A 21,585-nucleotide genomic window follows, 5' to 3' on the forward strand; every position below is an offset into this window, starting at 1 on the left:
TCCTGATTAGCGGTGGTAGTACGTGTGGCGCTCGTACTTGGGCTCGCAGCAGACGTTGATGCCCAGGTTGCGGTAGGTGCGCTTGTCCGCCTCGGAGAGGATGACGGAGAAGTAGGCGTCGCAGCCGGCAAGCTGCTCGAGCGCGTCCACGGTGGCCTCCGCCTGGTCGTTGGTGGCAGAGGAGAGCGAGAGCGCGATGAGCATCTCGTCGGAGTGCAGGCGCGGGTTGTGGCTGCGCAGGTGCTCGGTCTTGAGGTGGCAGATCGGCACGAGCGCCTCCTCGCTCACCACGTAGGTCTTCTTGGGGATGCCCGCCATGTGCTTGGCGGCGTTAAGCAGAAGCGAGGCCGCGGCGCCCATGAGCTCGGAGGTCTTGCCGGTCACGAGCTCGCCGTCGGGCAGCACCATCGCGGCGGCGGGGCCGCCGGTGGCCTCCTCCTTCTCCAGCGCCGCCTGGTGGGCGGGGGAGTAGTCGGCCGAGACGTCGACCTGGCTCATGAGCAGCTCGATCTTGGCGAGCGCCTCCTCGCCCTTGCCGGTGCGGCGCAGCTCCTCGGCCGCGGCAAAGTAGCGGCGCACGATCTCGTTCTTGGCGGCCTCGCGGCAGACCTCGTCGTCCGAGATGCACAGGCCCACCATGTTGACGCCCATGTCCGTGGGGGACTGGTAGGGGCTCTCACCCGCGATCTTGTCCATCATGGCCTTGAGCACGGGGAAGGTCTCCACGTCGCGGTTGTAGTTGACGGTGACCTCGCCATAGGCCTCGAGGTGCCAGGGGTCGATGATGTTGCGGTCGTCGAGGTCGGCGGTCGCGGCCTCGTACGCCACGTTCACGGGGTGCTTGAGCGGCAGGTTCCAAACGGGGAACGTCTCGTACTTGGCGTAGCCCGCCTCGATGCCGCGCTTGTTCTCGTGGTAGAGCTGGCTGAGGCAGGTGGCAAGCTTGCCCGAGCCGGGGCCGGGCGCGGTCACCACCACGAGCGGGCGGGAGGTCTCGATGTAGTCGTTCTTGCCAAAGCCCTCGTCGGAGACGATGTGGTTCACGTCCGAGGGGTAGCCGTCGATGAGGTAGTGACGGTACGACCTCACGCCCAGGCTCTCCAGGCGCCGCTCGAAGGCCTCCGCGTGCGGCTGGCCGGTGAAGTGCGTGATGCAGATGCCGCTCACGAGGATGTCCAGCGCGCGGAACGAGTCCATGAGGCGCAGCGCGTCCTCCTCGTAGGTGATGCCGATGTCCGAGCGGCGCTTGGCGTTCTCGATGTTGTCCGCGTTGATGACGATGATGACCTCGACGTCATCCTTTAGGCTCTTGAGCATGCGGATCTTGGAGTCGGGGGCAAAGCCGGGGAGCACGCGGCTCGCATGGTAGTCGTCGAAGAGCTTGCCGCCGAACTCGAGATAGAGCTTGCCGCCAAACTGGCCTATGCGCTTGCGGATCTTCTCGGCCTGGAGCGAGATGTACTTGTCGTTGTCAAATCCGATGCGCATGGGCTTCCTCTCTCTGCGGCGTTCCAACCAGACAGAGTAGCACGCCCGCGCCCGGCGTTGTGACGAAGTTATGCTGCCAGCGAGAAGTACAGGAGGTCCACGACCGTCCCCAGGACGAGGAAGTCAACGGAGGCCACGGTCACGGCGGCGCCCCACGGCATGCCCACCTCGTGCCAGAACATGCGGAAGGTGTCGTCCTCGTGCGGGGTCATAGTGTCGCTCGGGCGGTCGCGCCCAGAGATGAACAGGCCGCACCCGCCCGTGATGAGCATGAGCGCGCCCACCAGGAGGAGCAGCTTGCGCGACCAGTCAAGCCCCGTGGACCAGCTGAGCCCATGCGCCAGGAAGGCAAACAGGAACACCACGACGCCCAGCCCAAGGGCCGCCATGGCACCCAGGCGCAGCACCCTTGCGGCTCCTGCCAGGCCCTTCCTCGCGTTCTCACCCATCGGGAACCTCCCGTTCCTCTCCTGCGCCGGCAGCGACGCCCGCCCGCTAGGAACTCCAATTGTGGGCCACTCGGGGCCCGCGCGCAAACGGTCAAACGTGGAGGCGGGGTTTCCATTGTGTTCAGGAATTGTCAAGGGAAATGCGAGCCTCGCCGATAAGAGCTAGAATACCGCCGTCATTTTGATAACCGTTACTCACGGGGGAGTAATCAATATGGATAAGAAGATGGTTGTTCGTCACAGCGAGAACCTCGGCGAGGACCTCGTCGTCAACGTCTACGGCACCGCGGGCCAGCCCGTCGTGGCGTTCGCCCCGCAGGGCCAGGCGCCCGAGAACCTCGAGGAGGTCGGGCTCGTGGACGAGCTCTCCGACTACCTCGACGCCGGCGTCATCCAGCTCTTCTGCGTCAACAACGTGGACAACGAGTCCTGGGGCGGCACCGGCGACGCCGCGGAGCGCGCCGCACGCCAGGAGGCCTACTACCAGGCCGTCTGCGACGAGCTCGTGCCGCTCGTGCACGAGGTGAGCGGCTCCGAAGCCCGCCCGCTGGCCCTGGGCTTCGACCTTGGCGCCACGCACGCCGCGATCTTCGCGCTCCGTCGCCCGGACCTCTTCCAGGGCTGCGTGTGCCTCTCGGGCATCTATGACGCCCGCCGCTACTTCGGCGACTGGATGGATGCGACGCTCTACGACAACACGCCCTGCGCCTTCCTGCCCAACATGCCGGCCGACCACCCCTACGTCGCGCTCTACAACCAGCGCCAGCTGCTCTTCTGCACCGGCCAGGAGGCGAGCGAGGCCGAGAGCGTCCGCACCACGCGCGAGATCGACGCCAACCTGGTTCGCCTGGGTGTTGAGGCTTGGTGCGACTACTGGGGCGGCGACGTCTCCCACACCTGGTTCTGGTGGAAGAAGCAGATCCGCTACTTCCTGCCTATCGTCCTCGAGGACGTCGAGAAGACCACGGCTGCCGAGAAGTCCACGGCCAAGAAGGCCCCTGCCCGCAAGCGCACCACCACGCGCAAGAGCACCGCTGCCAAGAAGCCCGCGACCAAGAAGGCCGCTGCCGAGAAGGACGTGAAGGCCGCGGAGGAGAAGCCGGCCGCCGCCAAGAAGACGACCGCCAGGAAGACGACCGCCAAGGCCGCCGCGACCAAGGCCACCGAGGCAGAGAAGCCGGCGACCAAGACCGCGGCCAAGAAGGCCACGACCATCGCCAAGGCCGAGAAGCCGGCGGCGCCCGCCAAGGCCACCAAGGCCGCCGTCCCGGCCAAGGCCGAGGACGCCCCCGCCGCCAAGCCGGCCGCCAAGAAGACCACGGCTCGCAAGACCGCGACCAAGGCCGCCAAGGCCGAGGCCACGGCTGAGACCGCGGGCGCCGAGAAGCCGGCTGCCGCCAAGAAGCCCGCTGCCAAGACCACGGCCGCTAAGGCCACGGCCGCCAAGACCACCACGAGGAAGCGGAGCACGAGCGAGAAGTAATGAACTTCGTCTTCGTCTCCCCTCAGTTCCCGTCCGTCTACTGGCGCTTCTGCGCCGCGCTGCGGCGCGACGGCGCGCGCGTGCTCGGCATCGGGGACACCCCGTACGACCAGCTCGCGCAGGAGGTCAAGGACTCGCTCGACGAGTACTACTGGGTCTCCAGCCTCGAGGACTACGACCAGGTCTTCAGGGCCGTCGCGTTCTTCTCGTTCAAGTACGGGAAGATCGACTGGATAGAGTCGAACAACGAGCACTGGCTCGCGCAGGACGCGCGGCTCCGGGAGGACTTCAACGTCCTCACGGGGCCGCGCCCCTCTCTTCTGGCCCGCTGGCAGAGCAAGGCGGAGCAGAAGCCCCTCTACGCCGCGGCGGGGGTCCCGACCGCGCGCCAGGCCCGCCTCACCTCTTTTGACGAGACCCGCTGGCTCATCGGCGAGATGGGGCACTTCCCGGTCTTCGCCAAGCCCGAGTTTGGCGTGGGCTCTGGCGGCGCGCGGCTGCTCACCTGCGACGACGACCTCAGGGAGCTGCTCGCGGACCACGGCGGCGTCCCCTATGTGGTCGAGCAGTACGTGGAGGGGGACATCTGCTCCTACGACGCCATCCTCGACAGCCGGGGCGAGCCGCTCTTTGAGAACCAGGAGGAGTTCCCGCCCTCGATGGCGGAGGTGGCGCGCCTGGGGCTCGACATGAGCTACCGCTCCTGCCCGGAGGTCGACCCGGAGCTTGCCCGCCTCGGGCGAGCCGTGACGCGCGCCTTCGGGCTTGCCAGGCGCTTCGTCCACCTGGAGTTCTTCCGCCTCGCGCACGACCGGCCCGGCCTCGGCGCGGCGGGGGACTACGTGGGGCTCGAGGTCAACGTGCGCCCGCCCGGAGGCCTCACGCCCGAGATGATGTGCTGGGCGCACGGGCTCGACGTCTACCAGGCGTGGGCGGACATGGTCTGCTACGACGAGCTGCGCCACGCGGCGCCCAAGGACGTCCCCGCGTACTGCGCGTACGCCGGTCGCCGCGACGCCCGCGCCTACGCCCACGACGAGGCGGAGGTTCGCGAGCGCTGGGGGCGCGCGCTGGTGTCCGCCGGGCGCGTGCCCGACGCGCTCTCGGACGAGCTGGGAAACTATCAGTTCACGGCACGCCTCGCCACGGCCGCAGAGGCGGACGAGTTTGTCGCCTACGTTCACGAGCCCGCGGATGAAGGGGGAAGAGATGGAGATTAGGCGCGCTGGCGAGAAGGACCTCGAGGGCGTCCATCGTCTGCTGGGCCAGGTGCTCGCGGTGCACGCCGAGGGCAGGCCGGACCTCTTCCGTGCGGGGACCCGCAAGTACACCGACGAGGAGCTCCTTGGCATCTTCGCCGACGACTCTCGCCCGGTCTTTGTTGCCGTGGAGGGCGGCGAGGTCCTGGGTCACGCCTTCTGCGAGCTCAACGACTACCGTTCCAGCAACAACATGCAGCCGATTCTGAGCCTCTACGTCGATGACATCTGCGTGGACGACCTGCACCGTCACCAGGGGGTGGCGAGCGCTCTCTATCGGCACGTCATCGACTACGCCCGCGAGCTGGGCTGCCACAACGTGACCCTCAACGTCTGGGAGTGCAACCCGGGAGCCCGCGCGTTCTACGACGCGATGGGGATGTCCGTGCAGAAGACCTGCCTCGAGCAGGTGCTGTAGGCCCGTCAAAAGGGGACAGGTGCAGAAGGCCAGATAAAACCTGCCAACAGTGGGTCTCTTTCCACTATTGGCAGGTTATCTGGCCTTCTGCACCTGTCCCCTTTTGACGGGCTACTTCTCGAGGACCCAGCTCTTGCCAAAGTCGTCCGTGACGCAGACGAAGTCATCGAAGAGCGGGCACTCGCGGGTGCGGACCACGCGCGCGGGGTTGCCCACGACGGTGGTGTTGGCGGGCACGTCGTCCACCACCACGGAACCCGCGCCAACGCGCACGCCGTCGCCCACCGTGATGGCGCCCAGCAGGATGGACCCCGCGCCCACCATGACGCCGCTCCCCAGCGTGGGATGGCGCTTGCCTCCGTGCTTGCCGGTCATGCCGAGCGTCGCCCCCTGGTAGATGAGGCAGTCGTCGCCGATGATGGCCGTGCCTCCTATGACCACGCCGATACCGTGGTCTATGGTGAAGCGGCGGCCGATCTGCGCCGCGGGGTGGATGTCCGCGCCGTACCTCACGCGCGTGCGCATGGCGAGCCAGAGCGCCAGCGTGCGGTGCCCGTGCTCGTAGAGCCAGTGCTGCCGGCGGTACGCGCGCACGATGCGAAAGCCCACGGAGAAGCGCGTGATGTCGCTCACGCTCTCTGCCGAGGGGTCGCGCTCGAAGGCCGCCTGGGCGTCCTCGCGTATGAGGTCGCGCAGGCCGAGCGGCCCGTTCTTCTCGCCTCTCGCGGAGCGCGCGGAGGGTGTGGCCACGGCCTCCATCAGAGACCCACCGAGAGGTAGCGCTCCCCCGTGTCCGGGAGCACGGTGACCACGGTCTTTCCGGCGAGCTCGGGCCGGGCGGCAACCGTGAGCGCCGCGTGCGCGGCGGCGCCCGAGGAGATGCCCACGAGAAGGCCCAGCCCACGCGCCAGGAGCCGTGCCGTGGCGAGCGCGTCGTCCGAGCTCACGGGCATGATCTCGTCCACGAGCGAGCGGTCGAAGTTGCCCGGCACGAAGTTTGCGCCTATGCCCTGGATCCCATGCGGTCCGGAGGCGCCGCCCGCAAGGACCTGGGACTCCGCGGGCTCGACGGCCACGGTCAGGAGCTGAGGGTTCTTCTCCTTGAGAAAGCGAGCGGATCCGCAGAGCGTGCCGCCCGTCCCCACGCCGGCAACCAGCACGTCGACCTTGCCCTCCGTGTCTGCCCAGATCTCGGGGCCGGTGGTCTCGTAGTGCGCCTGCGGGTTGGCTGGGTTGTCAAACTGCCCGGCGATGATTGAGTTGGGGGTGGTCGCGGCGAGCTCCTCGGCGCGGGCGACCGCTCCGGCCATGCCCTCGGCGCCGGGCGTGAGGACGACCTCCGCGCCGTAGGCGGCGGCGAGCGCGCGGCGCTCCACGCTCATGGTGTCCGGCATGGTGAGGACGAGGTGGTAGCCGCGTGCGGCCGCCACCATGGCAAGCCCCACGCCGGTGTTGCCACTCGTGGGCTCGATGATGGTGCCGCCGGGGGAGAGCCTGCCCTCGCGCTCGGCGGCGTCGACCATGGCGCGTGCCACGCGGTCCTTGGCGGAGCCCCCGGGGTTGGCGGCCTCGAGCTTTCCCAGCACGCGCGCGCCGCCCCCCTCGCCCAGCAGGGCGGTGAGCTCAACGAGCGGTGTCGACCCTATGAGGTCCTCGACGGTGCGTGCGACGCGCATGATGCCTCCCTCTCCGGCCTTCGCGTATGGCAAGGGTGTCACCTATAAACCCACCCTGCAAGTAGGAATTACAGCGCCGTAACAAAGGCGCCGTCGCAGGGGTCCGGCGGGGCGGCGTCCCTAGTAGAGCGGTAGCTTCCCGGTCAGCGGGTCAATCTCCTCGGTGGGCAGGGGCTCGAAGGCGAGGCAGGTGTAGGTGGGTTCGCCGTGGAACTCGGTGTGCCCGGCGTCGCGCACGAGCGCGACGGCAAAGCCAAGCTCGCGCCCGCGCTCGGCGAGGTCTAGGAGCTCCTCCTCAGAGTCCACGTAGACGCACACCTTGGCCACGCCGGCGTCGAACCAGTCCGTGAGCGGCGTGCGGTCGTCCTCGTCGTGGTAGAGCCAGGCCCAGCCGTCGCCCGCCTGCACGTCCGCCCCGCGGCCCTCGCGCGCGATGGCCATGAGGACGGCCTCGACGCAGGCGTGCCCCGCCTGCGCGGCGATCTTTCCCTTGCGCATCTTGAGGTCTCGGCGCATGACGATCATCTGCTTGGCAAGGTAGCTGCTCGAGGGCACGGGGGTTCCTTTCTCTGGGGGCGGGGCTTGACAGTTTGCTCAGGCTTGACAGTTTGCTCAGGTCCAGCTGTCAAGTGCCTAGACTTGACAGCTGGACCTGAGCAAACTGTCAAGCCTGAGCAAACTGTCAAGCCCGGCGCGGTCACTGGCGAGGGGAGACGTAGGAGTCGTCGATGGTGATCTTGCAGACGGCCTGCGGGTAGCGCTGGGTCACGAGCTCCGAGATGCGGCGGCGCAGCTCGGAGGAGCCCATGCCAAAGCCCGCGGGGCGCACGCAGTCAAAGATGACGTTGGTGTGCGTGGGGCCGGGCACGCAGCGCAGGTCGTGGATGGAGAGGCGCTCGTCGATGCTCTTGACGGCGAGGTCTATCCAGTGGCGCATGTCTCGCGCCTGAGGGTCGTTGGTGACGATGGGGTCGTAGTGCAGCGTCATCACGAGCCCCTCCTCGTCCTTGAAGTCCTGCTCGATGTTGTCAAGAAGATCGTGCTGCTCGAAGGGGTCGCCCTCGCCCGCCATCTCCACGTGCGCGCTCGCGAACTGCCTGCCGGGGCCGTAGTCGTGGACCATGAGGTCGTGCGTGCCCAGCACGCCCGGATAGCTCAGGATCTTTCTGCGGATGTGCTCGACGTACTCGGGGTCGGGCACCTTGCCCAGCAGCGGGCTCACTGCCTCGCGGACGAGCTCCACGCCGCTCCAGAGGATGAAGCCGCCCACGGCAAGGCCCGCCCAGCCGTCGAGGTTCACGCTCGTGACCTGGGAGATGACGGCCGAGGCGAGGACGGCCGCGGTTGCGATGACGTCGTTTCTTGAGTCCACGGCCGTGGCCTCGAGCGTCTCGGACGAGATGGTGCGCCCCAGGCGCCGGTTGAACGCCGCCATCCACAGCTTGACCGCCATGGAGGCAACGAGCACCACCACGACGGCGGGGCCGAAGTCCACCGCCTCGGGGTGGACGATCTTCTCGACGGAGCTGGTGACCAGGTTGAGACCGATGGCGCACACCAGGACCGCCACCACGAGGCCGGCGAGGTACTCGTAGCGCCCGTGACCGTAGGGGTGGTCCTCGTCCGCCGGGCGGCTCGCAAGCTTGAAGCCCAGGAGGCTCACCACGTTGCTCGAGGCGTCGGAGAGGTTGTTCACGGCGTCCGCCACGATGGAGACCGAGCCGGCGAGAAGGCCCACGGCCCCCTTGCCCAGGCAGAGCGCGACGTTGCAGACGATGCACGTGACGCTCGCCACGAGGCCGTAGCGCGTGCGCACGGTCGGGCTGTCCACGTTGTCCGCGTCTGGGACGAAGGTGCGCACCAGCCAGTCAGTCATGAGTCTCCTCCCGGGCCCGATTCAAACGAGTGGGAGTATACCCGCACTCAGGCGAGGCGGGCCGCCTTGAGCAGGGGAATCCTCATGATTCTGTCAATCAGGAGCGCAAGGGCGAGAAGGGCGAGGCTAAAGACCGTTCCCACGGCCAGCAGGAGCCACTCCGAGCGGTCCAGCGACCACTGGCACACCTGCGTCGCGACGGGCTGCCAGAGGGGCGAGAAGATCGACTGCGTGATGTAGAAGCCCAGTACGGAGGGGGAGGCCGCGCACACCAGCCTCGTGGCAGCGCTCTCGCTCTCGGCCTGCCGGGGCCGCGCGGCGAGCGCGACGGCGCAGACGGCGAGCACGAAGGAGAGGAGCGAGGTCGACTTGAAGGAGAGGGCGTCCATGACCGCGAGGTCGCCCGCGAGGGCGGCGAGCCCCTCGGCCACGAGCGTGGCGGCGACTCCGCACGCGAGCGCCAGGAGCGCGCGCTCGAGGCGGGCCCTCGCGAGGAGGCCGCCCGTGAGGAAGGACGCGAGATAGGTGACGGCGCTCATGAGCTTCCGCCACTCCAGGAGGTCGCGGACCTCCTCACCGGGGGAGACGAAGGCGATGTAGGCGTTGACGGCAAAGACGCAGGCCACGAGGGCAAACGTCACGCCGCCCACGTGCGGCAGGCGGCGCCACGCCCAGCCGATGACGGGGCAGAGCGCTACGACCACCAGGTAGACCCATATGAACTCGAGCCCGCCCACGAGCCAGCCCGTCTCGGCGAGGGAGACCCCGGGGACGGGCGTCACCCAGGCGCTCACGGCAAGCGCAGCCGCGGCGTAGAGCGCGACGGAGAGGACTATCGCCAGGGCGCGGCGCGCCGTCGAGCGTGCCTGCTCGTGCCAGTAGCCCGGCTGCTCCGAGGCGTCGGCGGCGCGCGGCAGGAGAAAGAGCCCGGAGACGAGGAAGAAGACGTGGTTGCCAAAGGCGCCGAGCAGGCTCACCACGCCAAGTATGAGGGCGACGGGGGCGGAGGGCACCCACCAGCCCAGCTGAGCCATGTCAAACCAGGGGAGCAGGGTGTGGAAGACGGCTATGCCCGCTATGGCAACGAGCCGCAGCGCCTCTATGCGCGGGTTGCGTCGCGGTGCGGGGCTCTGGCTCATGCGCTCCTCCCGTCGGGCTCTAGCGGGCATCACGGGGCCAGTATACGCCCTTCGCCGCTCCAAACGCGCCGCCCGCGAACCTGCCACCAATCTGACGGCGCTTGTCACTTTTTGTACCGTCCCAGCTCAGAGCCGTCAAATCTGGTCGCAGGGCGCCGCGGGGGCGATTTTGGCGCGCCACGGCGGGGCTCGGCCTCCCCGCTCCTTCCCTACGATGTGGCCCCGCACGAAGCGCCCGTCAAAGGGGGACGCGCCCGTTTCGTGCAGAAGCTTGCATGTTTCAGGCACGTCCCTTTATGTGCAAGGAGGTCGAGATGGTTGCGGTTGCGGAGGGCGCGGCGCTCGTGGTTCTGGCGGTCGCCCTCGTGCGGGCCGCCCGGGCGGACCTGGAGAGGCGCGTCATCCCCAACGGGTGCTCGGCGGCGGTTGCGGCGTCAGGGCTCGCCTCGGCGCTGCTGAGGGCGCTCGACGAGGGCGGGCCGGCGCCCGTCGTGCGCTCGGCGCTCGGCGCGGCAGTCGTCCTTTGCGTGATGGTCCTCGCCGCCGCGGCGTCGCGACGGCTCACGGGGCGCGCCGGGGTGGGCGGAGGCGACGTCAAGCTGCTCTGCGCCGCGGGCGCGTGGGCCGGTCCCGCATGGGGGCTCGCGGTGGTTGCCGGGGCGTGCGCGACGTCACTCGCCCTCTCCGGAGCGGAGTACGTGTTTCGGCGTTTGACCGGGCATAAGAATGTTATCTACCGCCTTGGTGCTACCGCTGGCGGAATTCCCCTGGGGCCCGGAATCGCCCTTACCACGTTGACGGTGCTGCTGCTGGGACGGCATTGAGGGGATTGGTATTTGAAGGAAGGCGCGGCGCCGTCCGCAGCTTTCCCGTTTGACCTCCGTGGCGTGGGTGGTATACCCAGAGAGGTCGTGTCCGGGCCAGCTCCGGCCGACCGCCCCGGGCGCAGCGGCCCCCGACCAAAGCGCCCGGGCTCTCGTTGTCCTTCTCGCCTCGTGCGCCATGACCCTCGCCCGTGCCACCGCGCCCGTAGGTCCGGGCTGTTACGGGTACCGAGCCGCCGCCTTCTCCCGTCCCTGCGGCGAGTAAGATAGCCCCAGGGTTTCGAGGAGAGGGGCTGGCATGAGGATCGCAGACAAGCTCGCGGGGCATCAGACGTTCTCGTTCGAGATTTTCCCGCCCAAGGGGGACATGCCGCTCGAGACCGCGTACGCCGTGGCCAGCGAGATGGCGGCCGATCGCCCGGACTGGATATCCGTCACCTACTCCGCCGGGGGCTCGGGCAACTCGGCCAACACGGTCCCCATTGCCGGGCAGATCGAGCACGACCTTGGCGTGACCGCGCTCGCGCACCTCACCTGCCTCGGCTCCGCGCGCGAGGACGTCGACGCCTACGTGGCCGAGCTCGCCTCGGCGGGCGTGGAGAACGTGCTCGCCCTGCGCGGCGACCGGGCGCCCGGCCGCGAGGCCAAGGACTTCGCGCACGCCTCGGACCTCATCGCGTACCTGCGCTCCTCGGGCGCGGACCTCTGCATAGGCGCCGCGTGCTACCCGGAGGGACACGTCGAGTCGCCCTCGGAGGAGGAGAGCTTCCGCTCGCTCTACCTCAAGCAGGAGGCCGGTGCGGACTACCTCGTCTCCCAGCTCTTCTTTGACAACGAGGACTTCTATCGCTTCCGCGAGAAGTGCCTGCGCCATCGCGTGCGCCTGCCCATCGTGGCGGGCATCATGCCCTTCACGAGCGTGAAGCAGATCCAGCGCATGGCCTTCACCTGCGGCGCGTCCATCCCCGCAAAGGTGGTCAAGTGCCTCGTCCTCGCCGGCGACGACCCGGCGGACCAGGCGCGCGCCGGCGTGGAGTACGCGTGCGAGCAGCTCTGCGACCTCGCCGCCAACGGTGTGGACGGCCTGCACGTCTACAGCATGAACAAGCCGTCCGTGGCCCACGCTGCCCACGAGGCCCTTCTCGCCTGCGGCTACCTGGAGGCATAGCGTGCCTCCCGTCCGCCGGGACTACGACGTCCGCTCCGTCGAGCGCGCGGAGGTCCTGCGCTACCTGGGCTACGCCGGCCAGCCCGTCACGCCGGAGCTCGACGCCCGCATAGACGAGGTGGTCGCGAGCTGCCTGGCCACGTGCCGCCCGTGCGGCGCCACGCGCGTCTTCGACGTCGCCGGGCATGGCGAGAGGGACGGCGCGCCCGTGATCGAGCTCGCCGGCACCGCCCTCTCGCTCGAGGGGCGCTCCATCGCCGAGCATCTGGACGGCGCCGTGGCGGTGGGCGTGCTCGCCGTCACGGCGGGCATGGGCGTGGAGGCGGAGCTCCGGCGCCTCTCTCTCACGGACCGTCTGGCGCAGGTGATCTTTGACGCGGCGGGCACGGCGGCGGTCGAGCGGGCGGCGGACGCGGCGGAGGCCGACGTCGTCGCCGAGGCGGCGGCGCGCGGGCTCCACTGCGGGACGCGCTTCTCGCCAGGCTACGGCGACCTACCGCTCTCCACGCAGCCGGTCCTTCTGGGGGCGCTGGACGCGGGGCGCCTCCTGGGCATCACGCTCTCGCCCGCGCTCCTCATGTCGCCCACCAAGAGCGTCACCGCCGTGGTCGGCCTCTTCGAGCGCCCGCGCCCGGGCGTGCGCACCAGCTGCGCGGGCTGCCCCTGCCGCGACTTCTGCGTGCTCCTGCGTGCCGGCAGCACCTGCCGGGGATAGGCCCCTCTGCGCCTCCCCGCCGGTTGAGGTGCGGCGGCGCGACAGTTCTGGGCCCGAAACCGTCGAGATCTCGCACGCCAAACTTTGAGGTGCGGCAACTCGACTGTTTGGCCGAGAAGAACGTCGAGAATCCGCACGCCAAACGTTGAGGTGCGGCAGCGCGACAGTTCTGGGCCCGAAACCGTCGCGATCTCGCACGCCAAACGGGCCACCCGTCACGCGCAGGAAACCCGGCACTGCTACGATGGGTCGAGAAGAACCTCGACCTCGGGAGCAGCCATGACACGTGAGAAGAACCGCGAGCGCCGCGTGCGCGACGACCGCCTTGCCGCAGTCCTGCGCGGGGAGGAGTTCCTGCTCCTTGACGGGGCCATGGGGACCCAGCTCCAGGAGCGCGGCCTTGCCGCCGGGGAGCTGCCGGAGCTTCTCTGCCTCACGCACCCCGAGACCGTCACCGAGGTCCACGCAGCGTACGTGACCGCAGGGGCGGACGTGGTGACCACCAACACCTTTGGCGCCAACGCCGCAAAGCTGGGTGACGCGGCCACCGTGGAGGACGTGTTCTCCGCTGCCGTGGCCTGCGCCCGCGCCGCTGCCCCGCGCTACGTGGCGGCCGACCTCGGCCCCACGGGGCAGCTCCTGGAGCCCATGGGCACGCTCGCCTTCGAGGACGCCTACGAGCTCTTCGCGCGGCAGGTGCGCGCGGCGGACGCGGCCGGGGCGGACCTCTTCGTCATAGAGACCATGGCGGACCTCGCCGAGGCAAAGGCCGCACTTCTCGCCGTGCGCGAGAACTCGGACCTCCCCGCCTTCGTCACCATGACCTTCCAGGAGGACGGCCGCACCTTCCTCGGCACCACGCCGGAGGCGGCGGCGCTCACGCTCTCATCGCTCGGGGCGGACGCCGTGGGAATCAACTGCTCGCTCGGCCCGGCCGAGGTGGCGCCGCTCGTGGGGCGCATGCTGCCCTGGGCGGACTGCCCCGTCATGGTGCAGGCCAACGCCGGCCTGCCGCGCGTGGAGGGGGAGGTCACGGTCTATGACGTGGGACCGGAGGAGTACGCCGCCGCAGTGGCGGGCATGCTCGACGCCGGCGTCACCGTCGTGGGCGGCTGCTGCGGCACCACGCCTGGGCACATAGCCGCCGAGCGGGCGCTCCTTGCCGGGCGCGCCCCCTTTGGGCGCCGGCCTCGGGACAGCTTTGCCGTTGCCGGCCCCCAGCGCGTCGTCGCGCTCGAGGCGGGCCAGGTGGGCGTCATCGGCGAGCGCATCAACCCCACGGGCAAGCGCCTCATGAAGGAGGCCCTGCGCACCGGCAACCACGACCACGTCATAGCCGAGGCCATAGCCCAGGAGCGCGCCGGGGCGCAGATCCTTGACGTCAACGCCGGTCTGCCGGAGATAGACGAGCGGGCGGTCATGTGCCGCCTGGTCTCCGAGCTTCTCTCCGTGACCACGCTGCCGCTGCAGATCGACTCCTCGGACCCCGCGGTCGTGGAGGCGGCGGTGCGCAGCTATCCCGGAAAGCCCCTCATCAACTCGGTCAACGGCAAGGCGGAGTCGCTTGCCGCGGTGGTGCCCCTGGCTGCCCGCTACGGGTGCGCCCTCGTGGGCCTCACGCTGGACGAGGACGGGATTCCCGACACGGCGGAGGGCCGCCTCGCCGTTGCGCGCAAGATCGTGGCCGCGACGGATGCCGCCGGCATCCCGCGGCACGACGTGGCGATAGACTGCCTCGCCATGGCGGCCTCCACGGACCAGACCGCCCCGGGCACCATCCTCTCCGCCATCCGGGCGGTGAAGGAGGAGCTCCCGGGCGTGCGCACCGTCCTCGGCGTCTCCAACATCAGCTTTGGCCTGCCCTTCCGCCCCCTGCTCAACGCCACCTTCCTTGCGGCGGCCCTGGGCGCGGGGCTCGACCTCGCGATCATCAACCCGGGCGTGCGGCGCATGATGGACGTGGTCGACTCCTGGCGCGTGCTCTCAGGGGAGGACGAGCAGGCCCGCTTCTACGTGGAGCACTACGCGGACCGCAGCGACGCCGTCCCCGCGGCGGGCGCTCCCGCGACGGGCGAGAAGAACGGCGCGCCCGCGCCCGCCGGGCTGCCGGACGACCCCGTCGAGCGCGCACGTGCCCTCGTGATAGACGGGCGCGGCGGGCCCATGGCAGACGCGATGTCCGAGATCCTCCGGGAGCGCGACGCGCTCTTCGCCATCAACGAGGTCCTCGTGCCGGCTCTTGACGAGGTGGGGCGGCGCTTTGAGGCGGGGTCCTTCTTCCTGCCGCAGCTCATGGCCTCTGCCGAGGCGGCCAAGGCGGGCTTCGAGGCAATACGCGCGAGCGTGCCCGCGGGCGAGGCCTCGGCGGGCAAGGGTCCGATCGTGGTGTGCACCGTGCGCGGGGACATCCACGACATAGGCAAGAACATCGTGCGCATGCTGCTCGAGAACTACGGCTTCGAGGTCATCGACCTCGGGCGCGACGTGGACCCCGAGGTCGTGGCGCGCGCCGTTGAGGAGCGCCACGTGCGCCTGGCCGGGCTCTCGGCCCTCATGACCACAACGGTTCCCGCCATGGCGGAGACGATCGAGCTTCTGCGCAAGCGCGCGCCGTGGTGCAAGGTCGTCGTGGGCGGCGCCGTGCTCACGCCGGAGTACGCGCAGATGGTGGGGGCGGACTACTACGCCAAGGACGCCACCGAGACCGCGCGCATAGCCTCCGAGCTCTTCTCGTAGAGCGCAGCGGGGCGGCGGGCCGTTGAGCTGCCCGCCGCCCCGTCTGGCGTCGTTCGCCTTACCCGGTTCTATAGGCCTACCGAGTCCACGCCGAAGACTGCCTGGTCATGTGTAAACCCCTCGAACTCGAGCTGGCCGATGAGCTCGTCTCTTGAGAAGGAGCTGTAGTCGAGGTATTGCTGCGCCGACTTTGCTGCCTGCTCGTTCCAGTCGGCTCCGCAGGAGTCGACTGCGTAAGTGGCCTGCTCAGTTGTAAACCCCTCGAACTCGAGCTGGTCGATGAGGCCAGTGTAGGAGAAGGCCGAGTAATCGAGATAGTCTCCGGCCTGGCCGAGCGCCTGCGCATTCCAGTCTGCCCCGCAGCGGTCGACCGCCCACGTCGCATCCTCGGTGGAGAACCCCTCGAACTCGAGCTGGTCGATGAGGCCGGTGTAGGAGAAGTGCGAGTAGTTCAGATAGCTCGCTGCGCTTTCCAACGCATTCTGCTGGCTTACGGAAGCGGCGGAAGTGTCGGGAGCAATCGGGGCAGGCTCTTCAGCCGTGTCAGATGCTGTTGGGGTAGGGTCCTCGTCGTTCGTCTCAGGCTCTTCCGTCGGCTGGTATGCCGCGAGGTTGCCGGCGAGGGCGCTCGTGATGGCGTTCTCGACGCCCTCGTCGGGAACCCAGCCGTCGTCGGTCTTCGTGAAGTCGAGCTGGACGGTCGAGGTCTTGGTGCCGATGCCCTCGAGCACGCTCAGCATCTCCTCGCCCAGGCGGGCGTAGAGCGCCTCCTCGTCGGTGGCGAGCGCGAGAATCTCCGGGTCCGATGCCAGCTCGGTCATTGCGGACTCGATCTCGCCGGGGATGGCCTCAACATCCTTGAACGTGAGGCTGGTCTCCGCCGTGGCTGAGTCGCCGTTCACCGTCACATTTCCGATCTCGTAGTCGAATCCTCCGAGCACCGCCCGTACCATGTCCTCCCCGGTGATGCCGAAACTCTCGAGGGTCTCCGTCGCCGCCCCCAGGCTCTCCGTCAGCGTACCCATCGTCTCCTCGTCGAGCTCCTTGAAGGGCTCGAGCTCCGACGCGATGAGCTCCCGGATGACCTCCTCGGGGTTCGGCTCCTGCGTGCCGCAGGCCGTCACGCCAATGCAGCAGGTCAGCGCGAGCGCGAGGGCGGCCAGCCCCGAGATTATCCGGCTGAGGTGCTTGTTCATCAGGTCCTCCTTGCGTCGTTGGTCCCTCAAGTATGAGGCAGGGCTTTCAGACTGCTTCAAGCTTTCGGCCGGCGGGCCCACATCGGGGGCGGGGAGCCCAATGCCCGTGCCGTGCCAAGACCGCTCGCCGGCCAGACGTTCTTCTCGCCGATTGCCCGACACATTCCGGAAATCTGTTGGATACGCTGAACTGACTATGCCGTGGCCGAGGGGGCCGCGGTGCGCAATAGACTCCAGAAGTGCAAGGAGAGGGCCTATGGCAAGAATGCACGTCATGGAGCAGAGCGAGTCCCAGGCGATCATGTCGAGCATGCACGAGATGCTCGAGAAGCGCCTCTCGGTGAGCTCACTCGCCCCATGCCCCGTCGAGTTCACGGCCTCCTACGTGGCGATGTGCGCCACGCAGAGCTGTGGCAAGTGCACGCCGTGCAGGAACGGTCTGCGCATGCTGCGTCACCTGTTCAACGACGTGCTCAACAACCGCGCCACGATGGAGACGCTCGACCTCATCGAGTCCACCGCGCGCACCGTCTACCTGTCGAGCGACTGCGCGATCGGCTACGAGGCCGGCGAGGTCGCGCTCATGGCCATCCGCGGCTTCCGCGACGACTTCGAGCACCACGTGCAGAAGCACGCGTGCGGCTTCGCGCAGCACCAGACGGTGCCGTGCGTCTCCGGCTGCCCGGCCGGCGTGGACATCCCGGGCTACATCGCCCTGGTGGAGGCCGGCCGCTACACCGAGGCCGTGCGCCTCATCCGCAAGGACAACCCGCTGCCGCTGGTCTGCGGCCTCGTGTGCGAGCACCCGTGCGAGATGCACTGCCGCCGCGGCATGGTGGACGACCCGATGAACATCCGCGGCCTCAAGCGCTACGCCGTGGAGCACGCGGGCGACTACAAGCCCATCATCAAGGCCCCCACCAAGAAGCGCGTCGCCGTCATCGGCGGCGGCCCGGCGGGCCTCTCGTGCGCGTACTACCTCACCCTCATGGGCCACAGCGTCAAGATCTTCGAGCAGCGTCAGCACCTCGGCGGCATGCTCCGCTACGGCATCCCCAACTACCGCTTGCCGCGCGAGCAGCTTGACTCCGAGATTCAGTGGATTCTCGACTGCGGCATCGAGGTCGAGAGGAACCACAGCGTCGACGGCGACGAGCTCAACCGCCTGCGCAAGGAGTACGACGCCGTCTACCTGGCCATCGGTGCGCACTCGGACAAGAAGCTCGGGCTTCCGGGCGAGGACGCCGAGGGCGTCATGTCCGCCGTCCAGCTCCTGAGGGACATGGGCGACAACAACCCGCCCGACTTCGAGGGCCTCACGGTCGCCGTCGTGGGCGGCGGCAACGTGGCCATGGACGTGGCCCGCACCTCCGTGCGCCTGGGCGCCAAGAAGGTCGTCATCGCGTACCGTCGCCGCGTGGCGGACATGACGGCGCAGGACGAGGAGATCGCCGGCGCCGAGGCCGAGGGCTGCGAGGTCATGGACCTGCACGCGCCCAAGGAGGTCGTGGTGGACGAGTCCGGCCGCGTCTGCGGGCTCAAGGTCGAGCCGCAGATCATCGGCGGGCTCAAGCGCGGGCGCCCCGCGCCGCGCACCGCGGAGGGCGGCGACGTCGTGGTCCCGTGCGACCGCGTCATCGTGGCCATCGGCCAGGACATCGACTCCGGCACCTTCGAGGAGCAGGGCGTCCCCACCAAGTGGGGCCGCATCGTGACGGACCCGGACGGCGCCGTGCCCGGCCAGGACGGCCTCTTCTCCGGCGGCGACTGCCAGAGCGGCCCGGCCACCGTCATCCGCGCCATCAACGCGGGCAAGGTCGCCGCGGGCAACATCGACAACTACCTCGGCTACAACCACAAGATCGAGCTCGACGTCGAGCTGCCGCCCGTGCAGTTCAAGGGCAAGATCAGCTGCGCGCGCTGCGAGATGCGCGAGCGCGAGGCGTCTGACCGCATCCATGACTTTGACATCGTCGAGAACGGCCTCACCGACCAGGAGGCGCACCAGGAGGCGTCCCGCTGCCTGCGCTGCGACCACTTTGGCTTCGGTGCGTTCCGCGGGGGGAGGATCGAGCAGTGGTAAACCTCACTATCGACGGCCGCGCCGTCAGCGTTCCCGAGGGTACGTCCATCCTCGACGCCGCCGCCCAGCTGGGCATCAAGATCCCGACGCTGTGCTACCTCAAGGACCTCAACGAGATCGGCGCCTGCCGCGTCTGCGTGGTCGAGGTCGAGGGCATAGACCAGCTCGTCGCCGCGTGCAACAACACCGTGCTCGAGGGCATGGTCGTGCGCACCAACAGCCCCAAGGTTCGCGTGGCGCGCCGCATGAACATGGAGCTCCTGCTGGCGACGCACGACTCCGAGTGCACGAGCTGCGTTCGCTCCGGCAACTGCACCCTGCAGTCGCTCGCCAACGATCTTGGCATCTCCGACCTGCCCTACGAGAAGCGCCTCATGCACGACCCGTGGGACAAGTCCTTCCCGCTCATCCGCAACAACGACAAGTGCATCAACTGCCTGCGCTGCATCCAGGTGTGCGAGAAGATCCAGGGCCTGGGCGTCTGGGACCTCGCCAACCGCGCCACGCACACGAGCGTGAACGTCCGCGGCGGCATGACGATCCAGGAGTCCGACTGCACCCTCTGCGGCCAGTGCATCACGCACTGCCCGACGGGGGCCCTGCGCGAGCGCGACGACACGCAGAAGGTCTTCGACGCGCTGGCCGACCCCGAGAAGGTCGTCGTGGTGCAGATCGCGCCGGCGGTGCGCGCGGCATGGGGCGAGAGCCTCGGCCTCGACCGCCAGGACGCCACGGTGGGCCGCCTGGTTGCGGCGCTGCGCCGCATGGGCGTGGACTACGTCTTTGACACCAACTTCTCGGCTGACCTCACCATCATGGAGGAGGGCACCGAGCTGCTGCACAAGCTCGCGCACCGCGAGGAGAACACCTTCCCGATGTTCACCTCCTGCTGCCCGGGCTGGGTGCGCTACGTCAAGGCCGTGCGCCCCGAGCTCACCGACCAGCTCTCCACCTCCAAGTCCCCGGGCCAGATGTTCGGCGCCATCACCAAGAGCTACTTCGCCGAGCTCAAGGGCATCGACCCCAAGAACATCTTCTGCGTGGAGATCATGCCGTGCGTGGCCAAGAAGCACGAGGTGGCCATCCCCGTCATGAACGACGCCTGCGGAGACCCCGACGTCGACGTCTCGCTCACCACGCGCGAGATCGACCGCATGATCCGCGCCGAGCACATCGACGCCACCACGCTCCCCGAGGAGAAGTTCGACGACCCGCTGGGCACCTCCACGGGCGCCGGCGTCATCTTCGGCGCCACCGGCGGCGTCATGGAGGCGGCCCTTCGCACCGCCTACCACGTGGTCACCGGCGAGACCCCGCGCCCGGACGCCTTCTCCGAGGTTCGCGGTCTCGACGGCTGGAAGGAGGCCACCTTCGACCTCGCCGGCACCCCGGTGCGCGTGGCGGTGGTCCACGGCCTCGCCAACACGGCCTTCCTGCTCGACGCCATCGCCGAGGGCGCGGTCGAGTATGACTTCGTCGAGGTCATGGCCTGCCCGGGCGGCTGCGCGGGCGGCGGCGGCCAGCCCATCCACGACGGCGAGGAGCTCGCGAGCGTTCGCGGCGACGTCCTCTGGGGCCTCGACCGCAAGTCCAAGCTGCGCAACTCCTATGAGAACCCGGCCATCCAGACGCTCTACAAGGAGTACCTGGGCGAGCCGCTCTCCGAGCGCGCGGAGGAGCTCCTCCACACGGACCATCACGCCTGGTCCATTCACTAGACCTGACAGGGGGACAGTCCCTTTGTCAAGTTATGGGCCCGGACCGCAACCCCCACGGTCCGGGCCCCCTTCGTGGCGGGGGAGCGTCGGGGCGCACGTCAAGGCGCTATACTGTGCAGGTTCCCGAACGACGGAGGCCGAGTGGCAAGGCGTACCCAGAAGAGAAGACGCGGCGGCGAGAAGAACCTGGATCAGGCGGCGCTTCCCGCGCTCTCCGCGCTGACGGAGCTCCCCTCCTTCGAGGAGCTTGCTCCGAGCGAGCGCCAGCTCGACGCCTATCGCGAGGCCTGCGCGCGAGCCGTCTCCTCCGGGGCGGGTGCGTCCGAGCTCGTCCTTGGCTGCGTCGTGCGCCTCGACCGGGGCTTCCCGGCCGTCCTCTGCGAGGACTCCACCTTCCGCGCCGAGTTCTCCGCCCGCCTCACCAAGGGCGGCCTCGCCGGACGAGCGGACGCGCGCGTGGCGGTGGGCGACTGGGTGTGCGCCCGGCGTCCCCACGGCCACGACATGGGCCTCATCGAGGAGATCGTCCCGCGCGAGAGCGACATCGCGCGCTGGCGCGGGGGGGCGCGCGGCGAGCGCCAGACGCTCGCGGCCAACGTGGACGTGGTGCTCGTGGTGCAGCAGCTCGGGGAGCGAGCCGTGTCCTGCGAGCGCATCGCCCGCTCGGCCGTCATCGCCCGCGACTGCGGGGCGGGCGTGGCCGTGGTCCTCACCAAGGCCGATCGCGCCTCCGACGACGTCCTCGCCCGCGACGTCGCCGCCATCCGGGAGATCCTGGGGGAGGCCTGCCCGCTCGCGCTGACGTCGTCTGCCGCCACCGGCGCGGAGGAGGAGCGCGTCCGCGCGTGCGCCGAGCGCCTGGGAGTGCCGTGGGGGACGGATGCCGTCCGCGCGCTCGTGCCCGCGGGCGTGGTGGCCATCGTGCTGGGGGAGTCCGGTGCGGGCAAGTCCACGCTGCTCAACGCCCTTCTGGGCCGCGAGGCGCTGGAGACGGGCGAGGTGCGCGCCTCGGACGACACGGGTCGGCACACCACCGTGGCCCGTCGCATGGTGTCCCTGCCCGGCGCCGGCATCATCGTGGACGAGCCGGGGCTCAGGTCGCTGCCCATCGTGGGGCACGAGCGCGGGCTCGCCAAGGTCTTCCCGGACGTCGCGGAGGCCGCGCGGGGGTGCCGGTTCAGGGACTGCACGCACACGCACGAGCCCGGGTGCGAGGTGCGCGCCGGGCTTGCCCGGGGGGACTACTCAGAGGAGAGGCTCGCGTGCTACGTGGCGCTGGCGAACGAGATGCGGGAGAGCGCGTCCCAGCTCGACCCCGACGTCGTTCTGTGACCGGGGCCTAGACAGCATCAAATTA

At 69.2% G+C, this 21,585-nt stretch carries 18 protein-coding genes; 10 read left to right on the top strand and 8 right to left on the bottom strand.

The window, feature by feature from the left end:
• Positions 1-6: 6 nt before the first annotated feature.
• Positions 7-1,488: a DUF1846 domain-containing protein gene (locus tag B5F79_RS01735; protein ID WP_087217186.1), complete on the bottom strand. Its 1,482-nt coding sequence runs from the start codon at positions 1,486-1,488 to the stop codon at positions 7-9.
• A gap of 68 nt (positions 1,489-1,556) precedes the next feature.
• The gene (locus tag B5F79_RS01740) at positions 1,557-1,937 is read right to left on the bottom strand and encodes a hypothetical protein (RefSeq protein ID WP_087217187.1); all 381 of its coding nucleotides are present in this window, start codon (positions 1,935-1,937) and stop codon (positions 1,557-1,559) included.
• 214 nt (positions 1,938-2,151) lie between these two features.
• Between B5F79_RS01740 and B5F79_RS01745 the strand changes: the two genes are divergently transcribed.
• The 3 genes from B5F79_RS01745 to B5F79_RS01755 are packed head-to-tail and all read left to right on the top strand — an operon-like array spanning position 2,152 to position 5,097.
• Positions 2,152-3,420: an alpha/beta hydrolase-fold protein gene (locus tag B5F79_RS01745; protein ID WP_087217188.1), complete on the top strand. Its 1,269-nt coding sequence runs from the start codon at positions 2,152-2,154 to the stop codon at positions 3,418-3,420.
• Positions 3,420-4,640 (top strand): ATP-grasp domain-containing protein, encoded by a 1,221-nt coding sequence (locus tag B5F79_RS01750; protein WP_087217189.1) that lies wholly within the window; start codon positions 3,420-3,422, stop codon positions 4,638-4,640. The genes B5F79_RS01745 and B5F79_RS01750 overlap by 1 nt, the downstream gene beginning before the upstream one ends.
• Positions 4,630-5,097 (top strand): GNAT family N-acetyltransferase, encoded by a 468-nt coding sequence (locus tag B5F79_RS01755; protein ID WP_087217190.1) that lies wholly within the window; start codon positions 4,630-4,632, stop codon positions 5,095-5,097. The genes B5F79_RS01750 and B5F79_RS01755 overlap by 11 nt, the downstream gene beginning before the upstream one ends.
• A 111-nt stretch (positions 5,098-5,208) precedes the next feature.
• On the opposite strand, the gene epsC is transcribed toward B5F79_RS01755, so the two are convergent.
• The 5 genes from epsC to B5F79_RS01780 all read right to left on the bottom strand — a co-directional run bounded on the left by epsC (position 5,209) and on the right by B5F79_RS01780 (position 9,788).
• Entirely contained in the window at positions 5,209-5,856 is a 648-nt protein-coding gene (gene epsC, locus B5F79_RS01760) for a serine O-acetyltransferase EpsC (protein ID WP_087217191.1), read from the bottom strand.
• Complete coding sequence (gene cysK, locus B5F79_RS01765; protein WP_206390956.1) at positions 5,856-6,773, bottom strand: cysteine synthase A; 918 nt, start codon at positions 6,771-6,773, stop codon at positions 5,856-5,858. Before cysK ends, epsC begins: the two co-directional genes overlap by 1 nt.
• A 120-nt stretch (positions 6,774-6,893) precedes the next feature.
• Positions 6,894-7,298: an aminoacyl-tRNA hydrolase gene (gene pth2 / locus B5F79_RS01770; protein ID WP_446723459.1), complete on the bottom strand. Its 405-nt coding sequence runs from the start codon at positions 7,296-7,298 to the stop codon at positions 6,894-6,896.
• Positions 7,299-7,470: 172 nt separating this feature from the next.
• Complete coding sequence (locus B5F79_RS01775; protein ID WP_087217193.1) at positions 7,471-8,649, bottom strand: cation diffusion facilitator family transporter; 1,179 nt, start codon at positions 8,647-8,649, stop codon at positions 7,471-7,473.
• 47 nt (positions 8,650-8,696) lie between these two features.
• A complete protein-coding gene (locus B5F79_RS01780) occupies positions 8,697-9,788 on the bottom strand; it encodes an acyltransferase family protein (protein WP_158094815.1) in 1,092 nt (363 codons plus the stop codon).
• Between the two features lie 314 nt (positions 9,789-10,102).
• Between B5F79_RS01780 and B5F79_RS01785 the strand changes: the two genes are divergently transcribed.
• From B5F79_RS01785 to B5F79_RS01800, 4 genes are all read left to right on the top strand, one after another.
• Complete coding sequence (locus tag B5F79_RS01785) at positions 10,103-10,612, top strand: prepilin peptidase (protein WP_158094816.1); 510 nt, start codon at positions 10,103-10,105, stop codon at positions 10,610-10,612.
• 298 nt (positions 10,613-10,910) lie between these two features.
• Positions 10,911-11,780 (top strand): methylenetetrahydrofolate reductase, encoded by an 870-nt coding sequence (locus tag B5F79_RS01790; RefSeq protein WP_087217196.1) that lies wholly within the window; start codon positions 10,911-10,913, stop codon positions 11,778-11,780.
• 1 nt (position 11,781) lies between these two features.
• Entirely contained in the window at positions 11,782-12,495 is a 714-nt protein-coding gene (locus B5F79_RS10935) for a hypothetical protein (protein ID WP_087217197.1), read from the top strand.
• Between the two features lie 279 nt (positions 12,496-12,774).
• On the top strand, positions 12,775-15,231 hold the full coding sequence (locus tag B5F79_RS01800) for a homocysteine S-methyltransferase family protein (protein WP_087217198.1): 2,457 nt from the start codon (positions 12,775-12,777) through the stop codon (positions 15,229-15,231).
• A gap of 68 nt (positions 15,232-15,299) precedes the next feature.
• Here the strand turns inward: B5F79_RS01800 and B5F79_RS01805 are convergent, their stop codons facing one another.
• Complete coding sequence (locus B5F79_RS01805; protein WP_206390958.1) at positions 15,300-16,427, bottom strand: Ltp family lipoprotein; 1,128 nt, start codon at positions 16,425-16,427, stop codon at positions 15,300-15,302.
• A 256-nt stretch (positions 16,428-16,683) separates the two neighbouring features.
• Between B5F79_RS01805 and B5F79_RS01810 the strand changes: the two genes are divergently transcribed.
• The 3 genes from B5F79_RS01810 (at position 16,684) to rsgA (ending at position 21,560) form a co-directional block, all read left to right on the top strand.
• Positions 16,684-18,510, top strand: coding sequence for an NAD(P)-binding protein (locus tag B5F79_RS01810; protein ID WP_087217199.1), 1,827 nt, complete (start codon positions 16,684-16,686; stop codon positions 18,508-18,510).
• Positions 18,504-20,228 (top strand): NADH-dependent [FeFe] hydrogenase, group A6, encoded by a 1,725-nt coding sequence (locus B5F79_RS01815; protein WP_087217200.1) that lies wholly within the window; start codon positions 18,504-18,506, stop codon positions 20,226-20,228. Before B5F79_RS01810 ends, B5F79_RS01815 begins: the two co-directional genes overlap by 7 nt.
• 141 nt (positions 20,229-20,369) lie before the next feature.
• Positions 20,370-21,560: a ribosome small subunit-dependent GTPase A gene (gene rsgA / locus B5F79_RS01820; protein ID WP_087217201.1), complete on the top strand. Its 1,191-nt coding sequence runs from the start codon at positions 20,370-20,372 to the stop codon at positions 21,558-21,560.
• Positions 21,561-21,585: the final 25 nt, after the last annotated feature.

This window comes from Olsenella sp. An285 (assembly GCF_002159625.1).
Classification (GTDB): Bacteria; Actinomycetota; Coriobacteriia; order Coriobacteriales; family Atopobiaceae; genus Thermophilibacter; species Thermophilibacter avicola.